We start from the raw sequence: 19,139 nt of genomic DNA, 5'->3' as shown, positions 1-19,139 counted from the left end.
AGAAAGAAGCGCTGGAAAGCCCGCCCGATTCACAGGCTCGACCATGAGGTGCCCGCCATGTCAGAGCTCGACCGTCAGATTCTCAAGACCATCATCGACACCGCTCACGATCACTACTTCGTGGTCAATGCGGATGGCCAGGTGATGGATGTCAGCCCCGGAGCCGCGGCAGTCTATGGCATGACCCGCGAGGAGCTGTGTGCCGCCAACGTGCATGAGCTGGAAGCCAGCGGCGTGCTCAAGCCCTCCATCAGCCTGGAGGTGCTGCGCACGGGGCGCACGCTGCAGATGATGCAGCTCACCGCCACCGGGCGGCGGGTGGTGGCGCAGGCGCATCCGGTATTCGTCGCGGGCAAGCTCGAGTGCGTGGTCAGCCGCTCGATGGATCTCACCGATATCCAGTTGTTGCAGCAGGAATACGCGGTGCTCCAGCAGCGCTTCAGTGATCACCTGCGCCGCAACTCGCGCGGTGGCGAGCTGAGTGGCGTCAGTCAGGCAGAAAGCGATTGGACAACGGCGGGGGCAGGGCAATCAGTACACGACACTGAGCAATATGCACAGAGCCAGGCTGAACAGCGGCAACGTGAACAATCAGCGCGCGAGCAGGCCGAGTGCGAAGACGCCGCGCTGGAGCTGGGCGAGCTGCAGGTCAGAAGCCCGGTGATGCGCGAGATAGCGCTGCTGCTCAAGCGGGTCGCGCCCACCAACGCCACGGTATTGATGCTGGGCGAATCCGGGGTCGGCAAGACGGCCTTCGCCCATCAACTGCATCGCTGGAGCCAACGCGCCGACGGCCCCTTCATCGAGGTGAACTGCGGCGCCATCCCCGAGAGCCTGTTCGAGTCCGAGATGTTCGGCTATCAGGCCGGTGCCTTCACTGGCGCGGGCAATCGTGGCAAGGCAGGCCTGATGGAGCAGGCCGAAGGCGGCACCCTGTTCCTCGATGAAATCGGTGAGCTGCCGCTGGCCACCCAGACCAAGCTGCTCAAGGTGATTCAGGACGGGATGATCACCCGCCTGGGCGACACCACCACCCGCCGCGCCGACTTCCGCCTGGTCGTCGCCACAAATCAAGACCTCGCCGCCCGCGTGGAACAGGGCCAGTTCCGCCTCGACCTCTACTACCGCATCAATGTGCTCCCCGTCAGCCTGCCGCCGCTGCGTGAACGCCGCGAAGACATTCCCGCCCTGATCGAGCAACACCTCTCTCGCCTCAATCAACGTCACGGTCGCCGCAAACTCCTCGACGCCTCGTTATGGCCCATCCTCATGCGCCAGGACTGGCTCGGCAATATCCGCGAACTGGAAAACTGGCTGGAACGCGCTTGGCTCAGCGCTCCTAGCGATGTCATCGACAGCGACTCAGTGAAAACACTTCTCAACACTTGTTCCACGAATAACGCTAATGGACTAGGCAATTCATTTGGCTTCAGTAATGACAAATCTAATGGAATAGGCGTTACTGAAAGTTTTACCACTGCCGATAACTCTCATAGTCCCAATGCCCTCTCAGAGCCTGCCGCTGAGGGGGCGGTAGCCATGCCAATCCCCAAACTCGGCCCCAACGAAACTCTAAAGGAAGGCCTGGCACGTATCGAAGCGCAATGGCTACGCGAGATGGCAGCCGAATTGCCCAGTACTTATGCGATAGCCAAGAGGGCAGGGATTAGTCAGCCATCGGTGGTGAGGAAGCTAAAACGGTGATTTGATTTTTTGTTATATTGATATAACGCAAGTAGAAGTTAATCTTGTCTTTGTTATGAGTGATAACTTATGGTGAGCATACTGCATAAGAAAGTAAGATAATGTTATTATGTTTCGCTTGTTTTTTAAGTTTTCGTAGCATATTCAACTGGTTTAGTATACAGGAGGGAAGCAATGAGTGATGCTGTTAAATATTTCATACAGCTGTTGATTGCATTGTCGGGCGCTTATTTGGTTGCGTTTCTCGCATTAAAAAAGATGTATAAAGATAAGTTGTGGGACAAAAAATATAATGCTTATGTAAATCTAATTGAAGCCTTTAATGATTATATTAGCTATTGTGCTAGCAAAAAAGATAATTACGAAGAGTCTTACGAAGGACTAGGCGATTCGGATCTATATCAAAAGTATGCAGTAGCCCATGGTATAATATTAAAGTCCCAAAATGTTGGGACATTGCTTTTGCCGGATAATGTTATGAAGGAGTTAGAGAATTTGAAAAATAGAGAAATTTTAGATTTCAATACTAACCCGATACAAGACTACTATGAAGAAGAATATAAAGCGCATGTTAAAACACTAAATGCTATTCTACCTATGATGAAAAATGATCTCAGAGGCACTAGTTAATGCTTGGGTGTCGGGTTCAGCCTGAGTAAACAGTTCCGGTCGTTTGGCCTGCCACTCCTTCATTGCTGCAACAGGTGCTCTGTGGTGTAGTGCCTTCAGAGGAATATGATGTTTGTATAACCAGCAATAACGCTCGAGAGTCTGTTCTAAATCCTCACTTGAGTCATAGCGCCGAGTCGCCAGCACATTGCTGATACGCCCATTGAAGCGCTCCACCATTCCGTTCGTTTGGGGGTCTGCCTGGCTTGATCAATCGATGTTCAATTCCATGACTCTGACATTCCTGATCGAATAGATGATGCCGACTGGGCTTACCCTCGCCACCCACGGTGAAGCGATCGGTAAAGGATTTACCATTATCCGTGAGTACGGTTCGAATCCTGAAGGGAGCCTTCTCTTCCACACGGCTTATGAACGCACGGACATCTTTTGCAGATTGACTTGATCTGACCTCCAGATAAACCCAACGAGCGGCACGATCAATCGCGATGTAGAGACAACGCTTCTGATCTTCGTCAGGCATATGGGGTAGGTACTTGATATCAATGTGCACATACTCGGGCTCATAATCCTTTAAGGGCCGATGCTTGGGCTTCTCGTCCTCTTCCGTATCTCGACGCGCCAGCTTGGCGAGAGTTGGTACATCACGTCGTTTGAGCATGCGCTGAAGCGCGGAACATGACAGATTGGGTTCAGGAATTCACGAGTAACGATAAGTGAATCATCGAGCCCCAGTCGTAGCCGTTCGAGCGGTGATGACCACCTCTTTCTGTTCTGGGGTTAGAATCTCAAGTAGGTTATAGCTATTGTGGAAACGATCTTGGACATTATCGCGGTAACGCCAGCGCTGGGACGCTGACCCCAAACTGACGAGCGAGATCTTTGTTAGTCGTGCCGGCAGGAGCAGCTTGTATGTCGGCACGAATTTTCGGTGTCCTCGTCGTTTGTTTATGCTGCTTGATGTCCATGAAGCCTTTCCTGAATAAATTGCTTGATGAGCTCACGCGAGGCTAACAAAGGATATCTTCGTTGTGAAATCCGATCATCCTGATCTCTACAGTTAATAGCATTTTGGGTTCTATGAACTATTGGCGTTGATAAGGAATTATATGTGTAAAGAGCAAAAAAGCGAGATAAATAAAGAGCTAGATTACAAAATAGATAAGTTGAAGCATCTTAAAAATAGGCGTGGTTCAAAATTAAGATATGCGAAAGTTTATTTTTTCTTAATGTTATTTTTTGCTTTGGCTGGCGTAGGGGTTATAATTTCGGGATTTTTTGACGTCACCTTCCTAGATGTTGCGATACTGCCTGATAATTTATTAATATTTATGCTATGTGTTTATGCTCTTGTTCTCTTTATCTTATCCTTGGGTGTGAAGTCTGACGCTACAATTATTGATCAAGAAATTAAAGAGCTAGAGTTTGAAATAGACTTGCAAAGATTTGAGAGAACATTACTCGAGTCTAAGGCTGAGAAAACACTTAGAGTAAATGATATTCAGCTACAGAAATATTATAACTTAAATCTTAATCATAATTCTTGGGTTTTTAAAATTGGAATTGGTTGTTTAGCTTTAGGCGTCATATTGATTGTATCAACATTATATGTCGTCATTAATTATGTAGATAAGCTAGAGACCCAATTTATTGTAGCAACCCTTGGTGCAATCAGTACTTTTTTGACAAGCTATGTTGCTGCTATGTTTTTAAAAATCCAAGCCTCTGCGTCTCAACATCTTGGAAGCTTTCATTCTCGACTTGTTGACACACATCAAATTCTATTAGCTAGCTTGGTGGCATCTAGAATAGCTGATAGCGGATTACGTGAAAGAACATTAAGTAATTTAGCGTTAAGTGTTGTTTCTAGGAAAAATAGTGATACAGATGATGCATAGTATCCCTATAACTACTTAAGTTATAACTACTTATTGGTTAGTGGTGTTTACGGTTTTTCTGATACGTTAAGGTATGTGGTATGATATATGGCTGTATCTGCTTTGGTGATTGGCCGGTTATCGTTAGTTATAGTTGTGTGGTTGTTTTTTGCACATAGTTTGAAAACGAGTGTTAACTAGTTGTGCCTGAGTTTGGGTGAAGCACCCCTCGAAGAGATACATTGTACGAGTCAGTCGAAAGTTACAATGCGTGACTGTTATATTTATCAACACTGCTCATGGGCGGATGCAGGCTCCGAGTGCAATACCCTATTGAATTGAGGGTGGTGCTTCATTGTGCTTTGTCATCAGTTCATTCATCACCTCGATAGGGCATTTGAAGTCGAAGCGTTTTCGAGGCCGCATATTCAGCTCGAAGGCAATGGATGAGCTCTTTGCGCAGTTGCCCAACCGGCAGTGCACAGATGGCGGTGTAAATTGTCTCGCGACAGACGTAGGCGACTTCAAGTTTAGGCAGGTTCATGTGTCGCAGCTTGCCGGCGATCTGCTCTGGAGACAAGTAGCGCTGAAGAAGGTACTCAACAAGCCTGAACCGCTCGCTATCGATGGTTAGCTTTCGTTTGGGCTAGCAAAAGTGCCGACGCTTGAGTCATGACGCTTGCGCGCTTTCAGCCCTATAGTCGTCAACCAAGATACTATTTCGGCGAATTTCTCGGCTGATAGTGGAGGGGGAGCGACTCAGGCATCGGGCAATGGTTCGTAGGCTCAAGCCTAGAGAGAGGCAAACCTGGATAGTGGCACGATCGGTAACGCTGAGTTCTGAGTATGACATGAGCGCAATACCTTACAGGGAAGCTCAGGTATTGCACTCAGAATCTGTGGCCAAGATGTATAAAAAAACCAAGTATTTAAAGTTCAGGTTGGCATGATGGAAACATCATGAGTATTAATGATATTAACTTGGCTGTAACTAATTGCTATAATGTTCTAGCTGTTAAAAGATAATAAAATTGTTTGATGTATAGGATTAGGCGAATTAATTCCTGTTCTTGTCTTTAGTATTAAAAAAACTAACACTCAAAATAAATCTATAGAATATAATCCACGCCATGGCGTGGTAGTGCATTATAATTGATATCTTAATAGCATGCTGCTTGTTACGAGATTAATAGATTAACTTCGATTACTTTGCCCCCTCCATCACCACCAAGCTCCCCATCACCCCTTCACACAACGGCTTGATCTCGCTGAAGCCGTCATCGACGGCGAGGTCTGTCTTGGCTTTGGCGTAGGTGGTGCCGTCGGCGGTGGGGTGGTAGCTGGTGCAGTGCAGGCGGATCAGTTTGTCGTCGAGGAAGAGCCCGTATTCGCGGGTCTGCGAGGTGATGGGCATGCCCTGGTGTCGTTGTGTCATGGCGATATCGAACCAGTAGACCTGACGGTGATCCACTCGGGTCAGGCCGGAGTCGAGCATCTGACTGTTGATGGGGGCCCATTGCGCCAGTTGGTCCGTGGCGGCCATTACCTTGAGCTGCGCGTCGCTGACGGTCTCGCCATGCAGATCATAGATCTCGAGGATGATCATGTCGGTGCCGGTGCCCGCCTGACTCTGCCATTTCTGCACGATATGCGGCAGGCGACCCTCGGCGGAAGACCACGAGGCAGGCAGTTGTAGCGCCAGGTTGACGCCCAGTGACTTGGCGTGGCCCTTGGTGTGGAATTCCTGGAAATAGCCGTCGTACAGCTCGTACACCGGCTCGATCTGATACTTGGTCGCCAGCAGGAATTCCTTGAACGGCGAGGGCAGGTATTCCCCCTGGGCGCGCAGATGAATGGCCTCGATGAAGCGGGCCGCGAAGTCGCTGGTCAGCTTGTCGGTGGTCAGCTGCGAATCCAGTTCCTTCTTTATCTGACGGCGGATGCCCTCCAGTACTTCTCGCGCGTGGTCCTTGCCCATCAGGGTGGCGAGGTTTTCCGCCAGACGATGGGTGATATTCGGGAAGGCATTCTTGAAGTAGACGGAGGCCAGTTCCGCATCCGGCGCGAGGCCGGGATACTCGTCGGCGATGCGTGACAGCGTGATGTCCTGGGCGATGACGAAGCCGTAGGTACTGCTCAGCGTATTGATGACCTGGGGCGAGGAGCGAAACTGTGCGGCTTCGGCGCGTGCCGAGGCACCGGGGGTAATGAGACATAAGCTCAGGCCCAGTCCGAGCGTCAGGGCGGTGACGGCCAACCCGGGAATTGCCCCAAAGGAGCGTGTTGCGGCAAACGCCATGCGTGACATCCTGTCAGAGTGCGATCAATTCAATCCTATCATCGGCTTACGATGACTTCTCGTGTGCTGGCGCTGTTCAGATGCCTAATCAGGCAGAAGTATCAGGCTGTGCGTCATGCGCCGCACGCGGTTTCCCTTCAGAGAGCAGCAGACAATGATGTTCAGACGACACCAGTATTCGGTTGAACTTGAGTGGACCGGCAATCGCGGCGATGGCACCCGCCATTACACCGCCTATGAGCGTGATTTCGTGGCCCGTGTCAGTGGCAAGCCGAGCCTGGAAGGCTCCGCCGACCCTGCCTTTCGGGGCGACGCTGGCCGCTGGAATCCGGAAGACATGCTGGTGGCCTCTGTCTCGGCCTGCCACAAGCTGTGGTATCTGCACCTGTGTGCTGAGGCCGGCATTCGTGTCATGAGCTATCACGACCACGCCGAGGGCACGATGCAGGAAGGCGCGCCCGCCACGGATGACAAGACTCAGGCAGAGAGCCAGGGCGAGGCGGGGCGCTTCACCTCCATCGTGCTGCGCCCCGAGATCACGCTGGCCGCCGGTGACGATATCGCGCTCGCCCATGAGTTGCACCACCGGGCGCATGCGCTGTGCTTCATCGCCAATTCGCTGAATTTTCCGGTCAGCTGTGAGGCGGTGATCACCCATCAGTGATGGGTAGCCCTCAGCCCGCGTCGGACTGACCGTGTCAGACTGACCGTGTCATACAGACCGTGTCAGAACCCAAAAGGCCACCAGAGCAATCTGGTGGCCTTTTTTGGTTTCAGCATCCTAAAGAGTCAGCGTCTTTCCAAAGAAACAGCGTCTCGCGGGCGAATCAGGGAGGGTGGATCAACCGCGTGCGTTCACTTCCTCGATCAGCTTGCTGGAGCCGGTGAGGTCCGGCAGGCAGGCGCCGTCGGCAATCTTCGCCAGCAGCACTTCTTCCGCTTCTTGCACCTCGATAGCATGAGTGGCGATGGCCGAGACTTCCTCGGGAGCCATGACGATGACGCCGCTTTCATCGGCGAGGATGGCGTCGCCCGGATTGACGACGACACCGCCGATGCTGACCGGCACATTGAGCGCGCCGCCGATACCGGCGAAGCGGGTGGTCAGCGAGGCGACACCGCGACTCCAGACCGGAAACTGCTTGTCGCGAATGGTCAGCGCATCGGTGGCCATGCCGTCGATCACCACACCTGCCACGCCGAGGCGCGAGGCGACCGTGGTCATCACGCCGCCCCAGCAGGCGCGGTGGCGATCGCCCTGACGATGCACGATCAGCACATCGCCCGGACGCACCAGGCGCATCAGGTGGTTGAGCAGGGTGCCATCTTCCGGCGGCAGCGAGACGGTGACGGCGGTACCGGCGATGCGCACCTCGGGCAGCATGCTGGCAATCGCCGGTTCGATGAAGCCGTGGGTGTGAAAGTGGCCGATGGTGGCCGTCTCGCACTGGCGGAGCTGTTCCAGCCGTTCAGGCGCGACCTGCGCTGGCATGTCATTGAGTTGGTACATGGAAGTCTCTCGTCGTGGTCGGTCAGATCAGGCTGGGCAGGAAGGTCGTCAGCCACGGGGCCCAGTAGAGCATCAGCATCGCGAACAGGAAGCAGATGACGATCGGCCAGGCCGCGGCGTAGATGGTCTGCATCGGCGTCGCCGGGGCAGCGCCTTTCACCGCGAACAGGTTGTAGCCGAAGGGCGGGGTCAGACTGCCCACCGAAATGTTGATCAGGAACAGTGTCCAGAACCACACCGGATCAAAGCCATACAGCTTGACCAGCGGCGCGTAGATGGGAATCACCACCATCATGAAGGCGATCTGATCGATGAACATGCAGGCGATCAGCGGAATCAGCATCAGGATCAGCAGCATCCATACCGGGTCAAGATCCAGCCCGGTCACGCTGCTCACCAGACCGCTGGTGGCGCCGGTGAAGCTCAACAGCTGCGAGAACAGCTTCGAACACGCCAGGATCAGGATGATCATGGTGCTGACCTTGAGCGAGGACATCACCGCCTCGCCAGCCATCTTGAACGAGAACTTGCGGTAGTAGGCCGCGACCACCAGCGAACCCAGCACGCCGGTGGCGGCGGATTCGGACGGCGTGGCGATGCCGAGCAGAATCAGACCGAGCACGGCGAAGATGATGATGGTGAACGGCAGCATGTTGATCACGGCGCGGCGCTTTTCCTGGGCCGTGCCGCCACCGCTTTCATCGACGGGCGGCGCGCGGCGCGGGTCCAGCGTGATACGCACCTTCACATAGAGGATGAACAGCGCGGCCAGCAGGATGCCGGGCAGGATACCCGCGATCAAAAGGCGTGCGATGGAGACATCCACCATCGAGCCGATGATGATCACCAACAGACTCGGCGGGATGATCGGCGCGAGACTCGCCCCGCCCAGAATCAGGCCGATGGAGAGCCTGTCGTCATAGCCGCGCTCCTGCATGGTCGGCAGCGCCGAGCGGCTGAGCATGGCGGTCACGGCCAGCGCCGAGCCGGACAGGGCACCGAACAGCGTCGAGAGGGCGACGACGAAGAAGTAGAGGCGACCCTTCATGCGGCCCATCAGGGCATCCAGCGAGTCGAAGATCACATCGATGGAGCCGGAGCGGAACAGCAGCTCCCCCATCAGTACGAACAGCGCGATGGTGGTCAGCGTCTCCGAGGTCATGCTGTCGTAGACACTGTTGGCGAACATGCCGAAACCGGCGGTGCCCATCAACCACAGCGTGCCGAGCACGTTGATGGTCAGGAAGGCGGCGAAAACGGGAATGCCGAGGGCAAACAGGCCCATCAGCAAGGCGATGGCCAGGCCCAGAGAGGTATACCATTCCATGACTCAGGGTCCTTTTCTGGCGGCGGTAGCCGGGGGCGTCGCGCGGGTGAAGGCGTGGCGCAGGAAGTACAGGGCGGCGCTGATCATCGCGTAGGCGATGAAGCTGGAGACCCAGTACTTGGGAATGTCGAGGCCCATGGCGGTGGTGGTGTGGTAATTGAACTGACGCAGGCTTTCCTGCACGCAGATCCAACCGGCCACGGCGCAGACGGCGCCGGTCACCAGGGCGAGGAGACGATCATAGAAGGCGCGCGCGGCAGGGCCGAGGCGCTCCGGCAGCACGGTGATGGCGATATGGCCATGGGTGCGTGCCAGTTCCGGCGTTGCCAGCGAAATCGAGAGGCATAGCAGGTAAGCCACCATCGCGCCGGACCACAGGGTGGGTGAGTTGAAGAAGTAGCGCGCGATGACTTCCAGCCAGAAGCACAGGACGATGCCACACAAGGTGACACCGCCCAGAAGGAAGCCTGCTCGCGTCACGCCGTCATGCACACGTGCAAGCAGGGTTAGCATGGTGGATTCCTTACTCGCTGACGGTGGTCAGGTTCTTCTCGATCGCCAGTTCACGCATGGCGGTCACCGTGTCCGGGGTCTTGTCGATGCCCAGCTGCCAGATACCGTCGGTGACGAGGGCATCCAGACGCTCGGCGTCTTCCGGTGCGAATTCGGTAGGCTGCATGCCGGCTTCGTCCAGCGCCTTCCACTCTTCGACTGCCAGCTCATCCAGGATCGGGACGATCTCGGTTTCCAGCTCACGGCCTTCGTCGAGCAGCACTTGCTGCTGTTCCGGCGACAGGGTGTTGAAGGCGTTCAGGTTCATCAGCACGAAGTTGTAGGTCTGACCGAAGGTCGGCTTGGAGTAGTAGCCGGCGACTTCCTGCCAGCCCATGTCCTTGACGCCATTCAGGCCCCAGGCCGCGCCGTCGATCACGCCACGGTCCATGGCGGAATAGACATCGCCACTGGACATCAGCACCGGCGTACCGCCCAGGCCCTTGGTGACGTTGGTATAGGTGGGGCTGCCGCGCAGACGACGGCCATCCAGACCCGGTGTACCAGTGATCGGCTCCTTCAGCACGTACTGGAAGCCGTGGCTGCCCAGCGGCGGAATCGCGATCAGCTTGAGGCCCAGGCCGTTGTAGTGCTCATCAACCATGTCCCACAGGCCGGATTCACGCGTCTGTTCCGGATTCACCGCCACGCCATCCATCGCGGCGCCGACGCCGGTGGTGTTGGTGTGGTAAGCGGCGTGGGTATACAGCAGCTGGAAGACACCGGCCGCGACAGGCTGCAGCTGCTCGAAGGGCGGTACGACATCCGGGCCGGTCAGCTTGATGGTGAGGTCGGCGGCCTTGTTGGCTTCGACTTCCTTGATGAAGCGCTGGGCAATCTCGCGGGAGTAGGCAGTGGTCTGGTCGTAACTGGACAGCATGCGCAATTCGGTGGCCATGGACTGGGTGGCCGGGAGGAGGGCGAGCAGCGGGAGCAACAGAGCGGGCTTGAGGGTTTTCATAGCAGTATCCACGTTATCGTTATTGTGAGCGGGGCAGTGCATGCGGGACTTCTCGTGACCATGATGCTGCGTCCGGGAGATGCATGCGGTACCTGTCCCTGCTTCTTGTTGTGATGGTACGCCTTCAATCTATGAGGCCCTCCCTTCGCGGTCAACGAATCATCATCCTTTTGGGCTTTCAAATTTCAATACGCAGTATTTGCCAAATTTATGTAAGAAAATATGTGTGTATTGTGCGGTGACAACATGCGGGGATTCCGATGAGAAATTGGCCGATTGATGGCAGAAAAGGCAGGCAAGTCGTCGCAAGGATAGTGGGCAGTCGCTCACGAAAAACCTGCCTGAAGCCATCTGCTCGGTCAGCAGAATGGTCAAAAGAATAGCCATCATGGTGGCCAGCAGAATGGCTATCAGAGTAGCGAGCAGAATGGCTATCAGAGTGGCGAGCAGGAAACCCGCAGAGCGATGGATCCTGACCACGGGAAAGCCCCCGTTGTCGATGCTCTCAAGAGGTCATCGGCAACGGGGGCTTTCGGGTGGTGCATCACTACTTGATAAGCACCGAGCGCAACTGTTCTCTCAGTCAGCTCGGCCAATCAGTGCGCCAAGTCAGCTCGGCTAGTCAGCTCAGTCAGTCAGCGCGCCGCGGACTCGGTCGAGAGGCCTAGGCTCGGCTTGCGCAGCGCCAGCGGCATCAGCGCCAGCGAGACCGGCAGACCGATCATCACCGGGTGCAGGCCGAAGGGATGGCCCAGCACCTGCCACAGCACGGCGGTAGCCAGCCCGCCCCACATCATGATCACCCCGCCACGCGGGTCTGGCGTGCGACGGCACAGCGCGACCACCGTCGGCACCAGCACACCGCAGACCAGCATCGCGCTGCCGAGAATCCAGATATCGAGCAGACGCGGTGCATAGAGCGCCAGGCCCAGCGAAATCAAGGACATGGCGACCACCGAGTGACGGCTCATGCGCAGCATGAAGGCATCATCGCGGCCCTTCATGCGCGGCTTGATGATGTCGTTGGCGATGGAGGACGCACCGGCGATGAAGAACGAATCCGCGCACGAGATGATGGTCGCCAGCAGCACGACGACCATGCTGACCATCAGCGGCAACGGCAGGGTGGCCTTGATGATGGCGTAGAAGGACAGGTCCGGATTGGCGACCGCGATATCCAGCCCCAGCTTGGCGAAGGCACCGATCAGGACCACGGCACCACCGACCAGCAGCGTGAAGACGATGGCGACGGCGTAGCCGGTACGTGCCGCCTTGAGGCTGCGCGCGGCCCAGAAGCGCTGCCACAGGTCCTGGCGCACGAACTGATAGGCGCCGATGGTCAGCATGTAGACCGCCAGTTCATGGCCGGAAATGCCGGTCAGGCTCAGGAAGTCAGGGTTGCCTTCGGGCATCGGTGCCGCACTGATGAATTCCCAGCTGCCGCTGGCGTAGTAGACGGTGACCAGCAGGAAGAAGATGCCCAGGGTCTGCAGGGTGCCCAGGATGGCATCTGACCAGATGACCGCCATCAGGCCGCCCAGCCATGTCTTGGCGGTCAGCAGTGCCCAGGTCAGCAGGATGCCCACCGGCAGTGCCAGGCCGAACACCAGCTTGAGCACCGTGGCCACGGCCACGAACTGCATGCCGGTGATGGCCGCGTAGGCACACAGGATGCTGAGCAGCGTCGGCACCCTGACGCCTTCGCCAAAGCGACTGACCAGGAAGTCGGCCAGGGTCACCATGTTGAGGCGCTCGCCTTCGGCGTGGATCTTGCCGATGAAGAAGTACAGCGCAATGCCCGCGAAGGTCATGCCCACCGGCAGCCACAGCTGGCCCATGCCGAAGGTGTAGCCCTTGGAGACGAAGCCCAGCAGGGTCGAACCGCCGACGGCGGTACCGATCAGCGTACAGATCAGCGGGAAGGTCGAGGTGGAACGGCCTGCGACATTGTAATCATCATAGGTCTTGATGCGGCGGAAGAAATAGAGCGAAAGCCCCATCAGAAATACGCCACATGCTATGATCATGATCGAGAGAATGAAGGTTTCTCGGGTATCGAACATCGTCGTGTTTTCCGCTTTATTGATATTGTATTGATCGTCATTAGTGTCTTGAGCGAGGGGGAATATATCACTCGAGGGCAGACGTTGGTGACGCGGTGCTGACTTTATTACCATCTGGCGTACCACCGGGAGTGCGTTTCATTGCGCTCTTGCCGGTCGCGCCACTTTCGGGACAGGAACAATCGCCATGCGACCCATACATGACACGCTGGACTGGAACCTGCTGAGAACATTCATCGTCATCGTCCAGGAGGAAAGCGTCAGTCGGGCCGCGGCGCGTCTCTACCTGTCACAGCCAGCGGTGAGTCTGTCACTCAAGCGCCTGGAAGAGCGCCTGGGGCAGCGTCTGATCGAACGGGACAGTCACAGTTTTCGCGTGACCGGGGCGGGGCAGGTGGTCTATCGCGAGGCGGTGGAGATCTACGCCAATGTGGCGCGTCTCGCCTCTGAGGTGGGCAATAGTCATACGGAGATTTCCGGACATGTCTCGCTCCTGTTCATCACCGGCATTGAATGCCGTTTCCTTGATAGCGTGTTCGCACGCTTTCACCGCTGTTTCCCCCAGGTCACCTTCTCGATCCAGGAAATGTCCAGTCACGAGGTGCAGCAGGGCCTGCTGCAGCGCCAGGGGGCCTTGGGTATCTGTCTGGCCCAGCAGACGCCTGAACAGCTGATGTCCCAGGTGCTGGCGCGCCAGAATTACCGCTACTTCTGTGGTCGCATGCATCCGTTGTTCGGCCAGCAGAACCTGCCGATGGATGCGCTGCGCAATGAACGCTATGTCTCCTTTGGCAGTGAACAGCTCGATGGCGTGCTGTCACCGCTGGCGATGTTCCGTGCCCGCGAAGGCGTGCAGGGTCCGGTGATCGGTCAGTCCAGCAGCTTGCAGGAAATCCGCCGCATGGTGCTGGCCGGTTGGGGCATCGGCTGTATGCCCGAGCACATCGTGCGCCGTGAAGTCGCGGAAGGAGAGTTGTGGCCCCTGCCGCCCTACGGTGGCGTGGCCGATATCGACCTGCACCTGATGTGGCACCGCGAGGCGCGTTTCAGTGCCGCCGAATCCACCTTCGTCAACTTCATGCACAACGCGCTGGCCAAGGTGCCGCTGGAAGAGCGTCTGCATCGCGGGCTGGAAATGCAGCCCGCCGCGGCCTCTGCCGCAGCCGACGGTGTGCCGGCCAGTCGCGACCCGCTTGCCGCCGTGCATGCTGATCCTGATGCGGCCCAGCCGGGTGCGGCCCAGCCCGAGTCCGACGAGAATGAGGGCGAGGGCGAAACCGTCTAGACCGAACCTCAGTTTCAAGCCCCATTTCTCGACTACCACCATCGGCACCGCTGCCATCCTGCAACATCGGATGGCAGCGGTGCCGATGGTGGGTGGATCGTCACAGGCCTCAGTAGGCGAGATTGATCCAGGTGGTCTTCAGGTCGGAGTACTTGTCCAGCGCGTGCAGTGACTTGTCACGCCCGAAACCGGACTGCTTGACGCCACCGAAGGGCACGCTGATGTCGCCATCGGCATAGCAGTTGACCCACACCAGACCCGCCTTGAGACGCCGCGAGACACGATGGGCACGCGCCAGGTCGCGGGTCCACAGACCAGCGCCCAGCCCGTAGATGGAATCATTGGCCAGTTCGATGGCTTCTTCCTCGCCGCTGAAGCGGGTCACGCCGAGCACCGGGCCGAAGATTTCCTCGCGCATCACGGTGCTGTTCTGGCCGCCTTCCACGATGGTCGGCTCCAGATACCAGCCGCCGGCGGTGGCGTCGCTGGGCGCGATCGCCTGACCGCCCTGGTGCAGCGTCATGCCTTCCGAGAGCGCCGTCTCGACGAAGCCGAGCACCTTCTCGTGGTGGTCCGCGCTGACCAGTGCGCCCATGCGCGTGGCCGGGTCGAGCGGGTCACCGGCCGGCATGGCGCGGGCGCAGGCGATCAGACGCGGCATGAAGTCATCGAAGATGGCTTCATCGACATACAGGCGCGAACCGGCGATGCAGACTTCGCCCTGATTGATGAAGATGGCGTCGGAGGCAGCGCGTGCGGCCTGGTCCAGGTCCGGGCAGTCGGCGAACACGATATGCGGCGACTTGCCGCCACACTCCAGCCACACACGCTTGAGGTTGGAGTCGCTGGCATAGCGCATGAAGCGCTTGCCGGTCGCGGTGGAGCCGGTGAAGGCCAGCGCATCGACTTCCATGTGCAGGCCGAGCGCCTGACCCGCCACCGCGCCGAGGCCCGGCGTGACGTTGAACACGCCCGCCGGAATGCCGGCTTCATCGGCGAGTGCCGCCAGACGCAGCGCACTCAGGCTTGAGGCTTCGGCCGGCTTGAGCACCACGCTGTTGCCCAGCGCCAGCGCCGGCGCGAACTTCCAGGAAGCGATCATCAGCGGGAAGTTCCACGGCACCACCGCCGCGACCACGCCCAGCGCTTCACGGGTGATGGTGGCGTGCACGTTCTCGCCGGTGGGCGCGATCTCGTCGTAATGCTTGTCGATGGCCTCGGCGTACCAAGCTACCGAGCGCGCGGTTTCCGCCAGATCAAAGCCCAGGCTGTCGCCGATCGGCTTGCCCATTTCCAGTGTCTGCAGCAGGGCCAGTTCTTCGGCATTGTCGCTGATCAGCTGGGCAAAGCGCTGCAGCACGGCCTTGCGGGCCTGGGGGGACTGACGCGACCAGACACCGGATTCGAAGGCGCGACGCGCGGCCATCACGGCGCGGTCGATGTCCTGCTCGGTGCAGGCGGTGATATGCGCCAGCACTTCGCCGGTGGCCGGATTCCAGGCCGGGAAGGTGTCGCAGCCAGTGCTTTCAGTGTAGGAACCGTCAATGAAGGCGCGTGTCTCGAAGGTCAGCGCGGCGGCGCGTTGCTGCCAGTCGGCATGCGTCAGCGGGGCGGATGTGGCAGTGCTCATTGGGCGTTCTCCGCGGTGTTGTGGGTCGCATTGGCGTCGTCAGTGTCAGTGCTGACGATGCCGGCACGCTTGAGCATCGCCAGCAGCAGGACGTTGGCGCCATCCTCGAGATCGGACGGTTCGGCGTTCTCGCTCTCGTTGTGGCTGATGCCGTCTTCGCAGGGCACGAAGATCATCGCCACCGGATTGATGCCGGCGATCTGCACGGCGTCGTGACCGGCGCCGGTTTCCATGTCGCGGAAGCTGAGTTCCAGCTCCTGGCTGGCGCTGCGCACCATCTCGATCAGTTCCGGCGCGAAGGGCGTCGGCGGAATGTGCTGGACCTCGATCAGCTCGATGTCTACGCGTTGCTTGTCGCTCTGGTTGGCGGCGTGATGCTTGAGGCACAGCGCCTTGAGCTGCTCGTGCATCTCGGCGAGCACTGCCGGTTCCAGGTGACGCAGGTCGACGCTGAAGCGCACCTGGCCCGGGATCACGTTGCGCGAGTTGGGATGCACATTGAATTCGCCGCAGGTGACGCGACCGTTGGGCTGGTAGGCATCGGCCAGCGTCAGGATGTCGCTGACCAGCGCGCAGGCGGTCTTGAGCGCATCGCGGCGGTAGGGCATCGGCGTCGGGCCGGCGTGGGCTTCCTGACCGCTGACCACCACGTCGAACCAATGCAGACCCAGCGAGCCGGTGACGGCACCGATGGTGATCTCTTCCTGCTCCAGCACCGGGCCCTGCTCGATATGCGCCTCGAAATAGGCGCCGAAATCATGGCTGCCCACCGGCACGTCGCCGGCATAGCCGGTGCGCGCCAGTGACGCGGCAACGCTGTCGCCGTCACGGTCGGTGGCGGCCAGGGCCTTCTCAAGCGGGATCAAGCCCGCATGCACGCCGGACCCCATCATCACCGGCACGAAGCGGCTGCCTTCCTCGTTGGTCCAGATCACCACTTCCAGCGGGGCTTCGGTCTCGATGCCGCGCTCATCCAGCACGCGCATGACTTCCAGGCCGGCCAGCACGCCGTAGCAACCGTCGAACTTGCCGCCGGTGGGCTGGGTGTCGATGTGGCTGCCGGTGGCGACCGGCGGCAGGTTGTCATTGCGCCCCGGGCGACGGGCGAAGATGTTGCCGATCTCGTCGACGCGCAGTGTCAGGCCAGCGGCCTCGAGCCAGCCGGTGACCAGCTCGCGGCCGGCGCGGTCTTCTTCGGTCAGGGCCAGACGGCAGTTGCCGCCCTTGGGCGTCGCGCCGATCTCGGCCAATGTCATCAGCGCGTCCCACAGGCGCTTGCCATCAACGCGCAGGGCGAGGCTATCCAGAATCTGCTGGGTCTGTTCGGTGTTGGCAGAGGGAGCTGAAGGGGTAGTGGTAGTGGACATGTTGTTGTATGACTCCTGTCGTCGCGCTCTGGCGGCATGGTTCAACTGTTCTGACGGTTCAACTGTTCTGACTGGCGACCTTCCCGCCTTCGGGCGACGGGAAGGTCGTCTGAAGGCGGGAAGGAGCGCCTCCCTGTGACTTACTCGGCCGCGTTGCGCGTGAGGGCATCTTCACGGATGCCGCTGAGCAGCTTGCCCGGGGCGATGCCGTCCGGGTCATAGCGCAGCTCGATCAGGGCCGGCAGACGCTCGCGGTCGGCGAATTCCAGGGCGCGCTTGAAGCTTTCCTCGAAGTCCTCGTCCTTCTCCACCACCTGACCCAGGCCGCCGTAGGCGGTGACCAGCGCGGCGAAGTCCGGGTTGGTGAAGGTCAGCGCGATCTCGCGGCCCGGGAAGTCGTTTTCCTGGTGGGCGCGGATGGTGCCCCACATGCCGTTGTTGAACACCAGTACCACGACGCCGAGGCGATACTGCAGTGCCACGCCCAGTTCCTGCAGGTTCATCTGGAAGCAGCCATCACCGGCGTAGCAGACGGCGGGGCGTTCCGGGTATTCCAGCTTGCTGGAGATGGCGGCGGGCAGGCCGTACCCCATGGAACCGACGGTCGGGGCCAGCGAGCTGCCCAGGCCACGGAAGCGCACGTAGCGGTGTGCGTAGAGCGCGTAGTTGCCGGCGCCGACGCTGATGCAGCCCTTGCCATCGAGAATGCGGTCGACGGTCAGGCTGACCTTGTCCAGGCTCAGCGGGCCCGGCGACGGCTGCTCTTCCAGCGTGGCCAGATAGGCGGCGCGTGCCTCGCGGGTAATGTTGGACCAGCGCGGGGCGCTATCCGGGGACAGGGTGGAGAGCGCCAGTGAGAAGCCGTTGACGTCGGTATTGATGGCCAGCGTCGGCTGATAGACACGGCCCAGCTCTTCCGGGTCTGCGTAGATGTGCACCAGCTTCTGGGTCGGTACCGGCGACTGGATCCAGCTGTAGCCTTCGCTGGTGGCTTCGCCGATACGGGTACCGACGGCGATCACCAGATCACTCTCGACCAGCTGTTGGCGCAGTGCGTCATGCATGCCCATGCCGACGTGTCCGGCGAATTGCGGCAGTTCGGCATCGACACATTCCAGACGGCGCCAGGCGACACCGGTGGGGATATCGAAGCGCTCGGCGAAGCCTTCCAGTGCGACCTGGGCATCGCGGGTCCAGCCGCTGCCACCGACCAGCAGGAAGGGGCGCTCGGCAGTCGCGAGCAGGCTCTTGAGCTCATCCAGCTGCGGCTGGCCCGGGTAGGTGGCCAGACGCGGGTGCGGCTTGACGTCCGCGACCTGGGCTTCGCCCCACAGGGTGTCTTCGGGCAGTGCCAGCACCACCGGGCCCGGACGGCCACTGCGCGCCACCTGATAGGCTCGCGCGATGTATTCCGGAATGCGCGAGGTGTCGTCGATCTGCGCGACCCACTTGGTCATCTCGCCGAACATGCGGCGGTAATCGATTTCCTGGAAGGCTTCGCGCTCGATGAAGTCGCCCCCGACCTGACCGATGAACAGGATCATCGGCGTGGAATCCTGATAGGCGGTGTGTACGGCGATGGAGGCGTTGGTGGCGCCCGGGCCACGGGTGACGAAGCACACGCCCGGCTCGTTGGTCAGCTTGCCGTAGGCTTCGGCCATGTAGCCTGCGCCACTTTCCTGGCGGCAGACGATGGGCTCGATGGCACCCTTGTGCTCATTGAGCGCATCGATGCACGGCAGGTAGCTTTCGCCCGGCACCAGGAAGACACGCTTGGTGCCGTGCAGACGGATCTGATCGACGAGGATCTGCCCGCCATTGCGCAGCGGCAGGGTGGAAGCGGAGGAAGTGTTCGCGGCCTGAGTCATGGGAGTGCTCTCGTTGTTGTTGAGAAATCAGTGTTGAGAAATCGGTGTTGAGACGTCGGTAGTTTC

The 19,139-nt window shown here is 58.7% G+C and carries 15 protein-coding genes and 2 pseudogenes; 5 read left to right on the top strand and 12 right to left on the bottom strand.

The window, feature by feature from the left end; all coding sequences use genetic code 11:
• Positions 1 to 57 precede the first annotated feature (57 nt).
• Together AOG28_RS14975 and AOG28_RS18295 are read left to right on the top strand one after the other, a co-directional pair.
• Positions 58 to 1,704 carry a sigma-54 interaction domain-containing protein gene (locus tag AOG28_RS14975; RefSeq protein ID WP_054556969.1) on the top strand — a complete coding sequence of 549 codons (1,647 nt, stop codon included), beginning with the start codon at positions 58 to 60 and terminating at the stop codon, positions 1,702 to 1,704.
• 174 nt (positions 1,705 to 1,878) lie between these two features.
• A complete protein-coding gene (locus AOG28_RS18295; RefSeq protein WP_054556968.1) occupies positions 1,879 to 2,334 on the top strand; it encodes a hypothetical protein in 456 nt (151 codons plus the stop codon).
• Here the strand turns inward: AOG28_RS18295 and AOG28_RS17860 are convergent.
• A pseudogene (locus AOG28_RS17860) lies at positions 2,296 to 3,302 on the bottom strand (DDE-type integrase/transposase/recombinase). The gene AOG28_RS18295 and the pseudogene AOG28_RS17860 overlap by 39 nt on opposite strands.
• 141 nt (positions 3,303 to 3,443) lie before the next feature.
• On the opposite strand from AOG28_RS17860, the gene AOG28_RS17855 reads away from it, so the two are divergent.
• Entirely contained in the window at positions 3,444 to 4,232 is a 789-nt protein-coding gene (locus AOG28_RS17855) for a hypothetical protein (RefSeq protein ID WP_082388850.1), read from the top strand.
• A 412-nt stretch (positions 4,233 to 4,644) separates the two neighbouring features.
• Here the strand turns inward: AOG28_RS17855 and AOG28_RS18740 are convergent.
• Together AOG28_RS18740 and AOG28_RS14960 are read right to left on the bottom strand one after the other, a co-directional pair.
• Positions 4,645 to 5,064, bottom strand: a pseudogene (locus tag AOG28_RS18740) (transposase); the annotation flags it as partial.
• A gap of 351 nt (positions 5,065 to 5,415) precedes the next feature.
• Positions 5,416 to 6,510 carry a hypothetical protein gene (locus AOG28_RS14960; protein ID WP_054556966.1) on the bottom strand — a complete coding sequence of 365 codons (1,095 nt, stop codon included), beginning with the start codon at positions 6,508 to 6,510 and terminating at the stop codon, positions 5,416 to 5,418.
• Positions 6,511 to 6,667: 157 nt separating this feature from the next.
• Here AOG28_RS14960 and AOG28_RS14955 point away from each other — a divergent pair, with 157 nt between their 5' ends.
• The gene (locus AOG28_RS14955) at positions 6,668 to 7,174 is read left to right on the top strand and encodes an OsmC family protein (RefSeq protein WP_054557027.1); all 507 of its coding nucleotides are present in this window, start codon (positions 6,668 to 6,670) and stop codon (positions 7,172 to 7,174) included.
• A gap of 177 nt (positions 7,175 to 7,351) precedes the next feature.
• Here AOG28_RS14955 and AOG28_RS14950 read toward each other — a convergent pair whose 3' ends face one another.
• From AOG28_RS14950 to AOG28_RS14930, 6 genes are all read right to left on the bottom strand, one after another.
• Positions 7,352 to 8,020 carry an RraA family protein gene (locus AOG28_RS14950; protein WP_054556965.1) on the bottom strand — a complete coding sequence of 223 codons (669 nt, stop codon included), beginning with the start codon at positions 8,018 to 8,020 and terminating at the stop codon, positions 7,352 to 7,354.
• Positions 8,021 to 8,042: 22 nt separating this feature from the next.
• A complete protein-coding gene (locus tag AOG28_RS14945; RefSeq protein WP_054556964.1) occupies positions 8,043 to 9,347 on the bottom strand; it encodes a TRAP transporter large permease in 1,305 nt (434 codons plus the stop codon).
• A 3-nt stretch (positions 9,348 to 9,350) separates the two neighbouring features.
• Entirely contained in the window at positions 9,351 to 9,860 is a 510-nt protein-coding gene (locus AOG28_RS14940) for a TRAP transporter small permease (RefSeq protein ID WP_052384734.1), read from the bottom strand.
• Between the two features lie 10 nt (positions 9,861 to 9,870).
• Positions 9,871 to 10,860: a TRAP transporter substrate-binding protein DctP gene (gene dctP / locus AOG28_RS14935; RefSeq protein WP_043334967.1), complete on the bottom strand. Its 990-nt coding sequence runs from the start codon at positions 10,858 to 10,860 to the stop codon at positions 9,871 to 9,873.
• Between the two features lie 162 nt (positions 10,861 to 11,022).
• Positions 11,023 to 11,340 (bottom strand): hypothetical protein, encoded by a 318-nt coding sequence (locus AOG28_RS18290; protein WP_152965439.1) that lies wholly within the window; start codon positions 11,338 to 11,340, stop codon positions 11,023 to 11,025.
• Positions 11,341 to 11,495: 155 nt separating this feature from the next.
• Positions 11,496 to 12,923, bottom strand: coding sequence for a sodium:solute symporter family protein (locus AOG28_RS14930; protein WP_054556963.1), 1,428 nt, complete (start codon positions 12,921 to 12,923; stop codon positions 11,496 to 11,498).
• Positions 12,924 to 13,110: 187 nt separating this feature from the next.
• On the opposite strand from AOG28_RS14930, the gene AOG28_RS14925 reads away from it, so the two are divergent.
• The gene (locus AOG28_RS14925) at positions 13,111 to 14,208 is read left to right on the top strand and encodes a LysR family transcriptional regulator (RefSeq protein ID WP_082388844.1); all 1,098 of its coding nucleotides are present in this window, start codon (positions 13,111 to 13,113) and stop codon (positions 14,206 to 14,208) included.
• A 109-nt stretch (positions 14,209 to 14,317) separates the two neighbouring features.
• Here AOG28_RS14925 and AOG28_RS14920 read toward each other — a convergent pair whose 3' ends face one another.
• From AOG28_RS14920 to AOG28_RS14910, 3 genes are all read right to left on the bottom strand, one after another.
• A complete protein-coding gene (locus AOG28_RS14920) occupies positions 14,318 to 15,838 on the bottom strand; it encodes an aldehyde dehydrogenase (protein ID WP_054556962.1) in 1,521 nt (506 codons plus the stop codon).
• A complete protein-coding gene (locus AOG28_RS14915) occupies positions 15,835 to 17,205 on the bottom strand; it encodes a Zn-dependent hydrolase (RefSeq protein WP_082388842.1) in 1,371 nt (456 codons plus the stop codon). Before AOG28_RS14915 ends, AOG28_RS14920 begins: the two co-directional genes overlap by 4 nt.
• A gap of 140 nt (positions 17,206 to 17,345) precedes the next feature.
• Positions 17,346 to 19,073 (bottom strand): thiamine pyrophosphate-binding protein, encoded by a 1,728-nt coding sequence (locus AOG28_RS14910; protein WP_054556961.1) that lies wholly within the window; start codon positions 19,071 to 19,073, stop codon positions 17,346 to 17,348.
• Positions 19,074 to 19,139 lie beyond the last annotated feature (66 nt).

It is taken from the genome of Cobetia sp. UCD-24C (assembly GCF_001306765.1).
In the GTDB taxonomy this organism is placed as follows: domain Bacteria; phylum Pseudomonadota; class Gammaproteobacteria; order Pseudomonadales; family Halomonadaceae; genus Cobetia; species Cobetia amphilecti.
Note: the sequence above shows the minus strand (reverse complement) of the source record. Positions and strands in the feature narration are given on the sequence as shown.